The organism is Bradyrhizobium sp. (assembly GCF_004799445.1).
GTDB lineage: Bacteria > Pseudomonadota > Alphaproteobacteria > Rhizobiales > Xanthobacteraceae > Bradyrhizobium.
The window spans coordinates 1-4,290 of sequence record NZ_SSNA01000217.1 but is presented as its reverse complement, the minus strand read 5'-3'; the positions used below and the strand labels follow the sequence as shown (position 1 = coordinate 4,290).

The 4,290-nt window shown below is 67.0% G+C and carries 2 protein-coding genes; both read right to left on the bottom strand.

The window, feature by feature from the left end:
- Positions 1-3: 3 nt before the first annotated feature.
- The gene (locus tag E8A46_RS28620; protein WP_291568333.1) at positions 4-2,469 is read right to left on the bottom strand and encodes an adenylate/guanylate cyclase domain-containing protein; all 2,466 of its coding nucleotides are present in this window, start codon (positions 2,467-2,469) and stop codon (positions 4-6) included.
- A gap of 207 nt (positions 2,470-2,676) precedes the next feature.
- The coding region (locus E8A46_RS28615; protein WP_291568331.1) for an AsmA family protein at positions 2,677-4,290 on the bottom strand (1,614 nt) is incomplete at its 5' end.

Here is a 4,290-nt window from a genome sequence, read left to right as displayed (position 1 = left end):
CTCCTACTTCCTTCGCCGCGCCGCGGTTTCTGCCGGCATCTCCGCTGGCGCCGCGGCCTCAGCCTCTTCCCCGCGCCAGCGCAAAATCTCCGCCGCCAGGATCGGATGATTGAATCCCTTCAATTGCAGATCATCCAGCGGCCGGCCCTCCACCCAGGGCTCGACCATGCCGTAGACGCGCCTGGACACCACGATCTGGTTCGCCTTGGCTTCGTCGCAGAGGCGAGAGGCGAGGTTGGTGACGCTGCCGATCGCGGCGTATTCGAGTCGCTGCTCGAAACCGATTTGCCCGAGCGTCGCATAGCCGAGCGCGATGCCGACGCCGAATCCAAGGCTGTGCCCGCGGTTGCGCCAGCGCTCGGTCAAGGCGCCGATGGCGTCGCGCATTTCCACCGCCATCTGCACCGCGCGCTTGGTGTGGTCGGGAAACTGGATCGGCGCGTTGAACAGCACCATCACGCTGTCGCCGGCATAGCGGTCGAGCGTGCCTTCATATTTGAAGATCAATTCGCCAAGGGCGGCGTGATATTCGCGCAGCACGTTCATGGCTTCCTCGGGCTCGGTCGCCTCGGTGAACGCGGTAAAGCCGCGCAAATCGCAGAACACCACGGTGACCTCGCCGCGGTGGCTGTCGAGCAGCGCATCATGGCCGTCGGAAGAGGCGATCAGTTGCGCCACCTGCGGCGCCAGAAAACGCTCGAGTTTTCGGATGCGCTCGATCTCGGCGAGTTGCTTCTCGACCCGCTCCTCCAGCGACTTGTTCCAATCCCTGAGCTGCTCGGTCTGCGCCTCGAGTTTGGCCGCCTGCTGCTGCACGGTCGAATGCGCGACCGCGAGTTCGCGGCCTTTCTGGTCGACTTCGCTGAACAGCCGCGCATTGCGCATCGCCAGCACCGCCTGGTGCGCGAAGGTCCGCATCAACCCAATCAGGTTCGGCGAGAACTCGCCGGTGGCGTGGCGCAGCACCACCAGCGATCCCAGCACGCCCTGCTGGTCGACGAGCGGCACCACCAGCACCGAATGAAACCCGGCCGTCACCGCGACGTCGCGCAGCAACGTTTCCGCAGCCCCCGTGAGATCCGGTATCGCGATCGGCTCGCCGCGTCTCGCGGCTTCGCCGAGCACGGTGGCATCTTCGTCGATCGCGAGGTGCTGGCCTTCGGCTGATTTGTCGATGCCGATCGCCTCGGCGAGGTTGAACCGGCGGGTGGCGGCATCATAGCCATAGATCAGCACCGCGTCGGCACCGGTGATCTCCAGCGCGCGCGCCGCCACCGTCGGCAGCACGGCGTTGAGATCGAGCGAGGAGGCGACCGCGCGGCCGACTTCCTCCAGCACCTTGAGCTCGTTGATCGACTGCGCGAGGTCGCGGGTGCGCGCCTCGACCTTGGTCTCGAGGCCGGCATAGGTTTCCGAGAGCTGGCCGGCCATGCCGTTGAACTGGTCGGCGAGTTCTTCCAGCTCGTCGTTGGTGTGGACCTCGATGCGATGGCTGAAATCGCCTTCGCCGAGCCGCCGCGCGCCGCGCCGCAGCGCGGTGATCGGAATCAGCATGCGGCGGGCCAGCATCGTGCCGGCGAGAATCGCGACCGCAAGGCCCAGCGCGATCAACAGCGCGCCGCGCGTCAGCTGATCCCGGATCGGCGCCAGCGCGTGCGCCGTCGGCTGCTCGAACAACACGTGCCAGCCGAGTTTCGGCACCGCGTTGGCGCCGCTCAGCACCGAATTGCCCTCGGCATCCTTGCCGGAGGATTGCGCGGTGCCGCCTGCCGCCATGACGGCGGCGACCTGCGGCAGGGTGGCGAGACTTTTGCCGATCTCCGGCCCCTTGCTCGAACTCGCCAGCACCTGGCCATGCGAATCCACCACATAAGCCAAGGTCGATTTGCCGACCTGGGCGTCGCCGAGGAAATCGCTGAGGAAGCGCAGGTCGATATCGGCGACGGTGACGCCGGCATTGAAGCCGGAATGCGATACCGAGATCGACATCAAGGGGCGGGAGTCCCGGAACGTCGCCGGCGCGTAGCTGACGCTCTTGCTGACGGTGTCGGTGAAGCGGACATCGCGGGAAAAATCCGCCTTGCTGCCGATCGAAATCGCGGCGCGGGACAGTTTGAGCTGTTCGCGGCCATAGCCGTCGAGCAGCGAGAGCTGGGATACCGCCGGCACCTGGTTCAACAGCTGGGCGTAGTCGGCGCGGTGCTGGTCGAGGGTCACGGCGCTCGCCCGGGTCACCCAGCTGATCTGGCGCTCGAGATCGGCGACCGATTGCTCGATCCGCCGCGCGGTGGCTTCGGCCTTCTCGCCCAACGCGTCGGTCAGCGTGGTCTTGGTGGCGCGGTAGCTGATCCCTGTTTCGATCGCGCCGTTGACCGCGAGCACGAACACCACGAGCCCGACCAGCGCCGTGACATATTTGGCGAACAGGCCCCCGCGCAGCAACCCGCCTCTGTCCTTTACCCCAACCATCCGGCCTCTCGTCGCGCAGACCTCCCTTGCGGGCGCGCATTCCTGTCATCAGCCAGGAGCTATTTAGCACAGTTCGGCAGGGTCCGGCCGGAGTCAGCTCCCCTCCCCCGCGCGCGCAGCGCGTGCGGGGTCGAGACGAAGCTCGCTCTTAGGGGTCGGGGGTCGGGCGCCGCGACGGCGGTGGAAGTGATGTGCGTAGCTAGACTCTCACCGGTTGAACAACTGCCGCAGCACGTCGTTCATCGGCTGGCTGTTCTGCTGGGCTTGCGACGGAGGATCACCTGGCGCCGGCGCGGCCTGGTCGGTGGGCGCCGGGGAGGGCGACGGCGCCGGAAGGCCGCGCCCCTGACCGCGGCCCTGGTTGGCCCCTTGATTGAGACCCTGGCCCAATCCCTGCTGCAACAGATTGCCCAGGGTCTCGCCGAGCTTGCCGCCGAGCGTATCGGACAATCCGCCGCCGCTCGAACCGCCTCCGCTGGAGCCGCCGCCGCCAAGCCCTCCGAGACCGCCGGGTCCGAACAGGCCCTTGCCGATGTCCTTGAGCCTGGCATAGGCCGCGTCCGGATTGTCCAGCATCCCGGCCATGTCGGGATAGATCCGCGGCTCGGCCCATGGCCCTTCGATCGCCACGGGGATGCCGAACCCGACCGGGTCGGCGGCGCGGCCCTGGCCTTCGGTGGTCATCACGAGCTTTGGTTCGACCCGGAACGCCAGCATTTGGGTGCCGAGGTCGACCGTGCCCGCCCCGGTCATCCTGACCAGCGGCCCGACCAGGTTGAGATCGCTGGTGGTGGCCTGGCCCTTCTCGACGCGGAACGAGGCCGACAACTGGGTCAGGTCGGTGGTCTGTTCCTTGCCCTCCTGCCATCCCGACAGCGGGCTCGCGGTCAGCGAGCGGATCATCTGCGCGACGTTGAGGCCCCGGATCGCGCCGTCCTGGAAATTCGCAAACACCGTGCCGTCGAGGTTCGACAGGATCGCGCGCTGGCTCGTTCCATTGGAGCGCACCGCGATCTTCGCCTGCAGCTTGCCGTCGAGCTTGTCGAAGCCGGCGGCGCTGCGCAGCAATGGCAATGCGCGCACGCCGATGAGATCGCTGCGCATCACGTAAGAGGGGGTGCCGCCGGATATGTCGATGTCGAGTTCGCCGTTGGCCTGGCCGCCATAGGCGCCGAGATTGGAAATCGCGCATTTCACAACGCCGGCGGCGAGCGTGGCGTCGATTGCGGCAGGCGCGAAATGCGCGGTTCCGATGTTGAGTTCGGCGGCCGACAGACGGATCTGGGCGTCGACATAATTCAACCCGGCGAGGTCGATGGTGGCGTTGCTCCAGGGTTGCGAGGAAGATGACGAAGAAGGCTGCGAAGGGCCTTGCGAATCCTGCGGCGCGGCCGGGCTGGCCGCGATGTCGAGGCGCTGGAAGTCGAGATCGAGTTTGAGCAGCGGCTTGCTCGCGACATCGACCGACGCCCAGCCATTGAATGCGCCGTCGCCGATCACGCCGGTGAGGCCGTTGATCATGACCACCGTGCCGTTGAGCCGGACCTCGGCCTTGCCCGACAATGGCGCCTGCAGGAGGCCGCGCGCCTCGAGGGTCAGTTCGACCGGAACGTTCTGCCGCTCCAGCGGTGGCGCGGGCGCTGTGGCCTTGATGTCGAATTTGAGCGGATGCCCGCCGGCTTGCGCGCCGCCGGTGACCCTGATCTTGCGATCGGCGCCGACAAGGGCGTCGGCGTTGATGCCTTCGATGCGGTTGTCGACGTGATCGCGCAGGTTGGAAAACGCCACGGTACCGTCGGTCACCGTGATGCGCTGGACCAC

Coding starts and splice junctions, on each gene's coding strand:
- E8A46_RS28620 (WP_291568333.1), bottom strand. CDS start 2,469: ATGGTTGGGGTAAAGGACAGAGGCGGGTTGCTGCGCGGGGGCCTGTTC.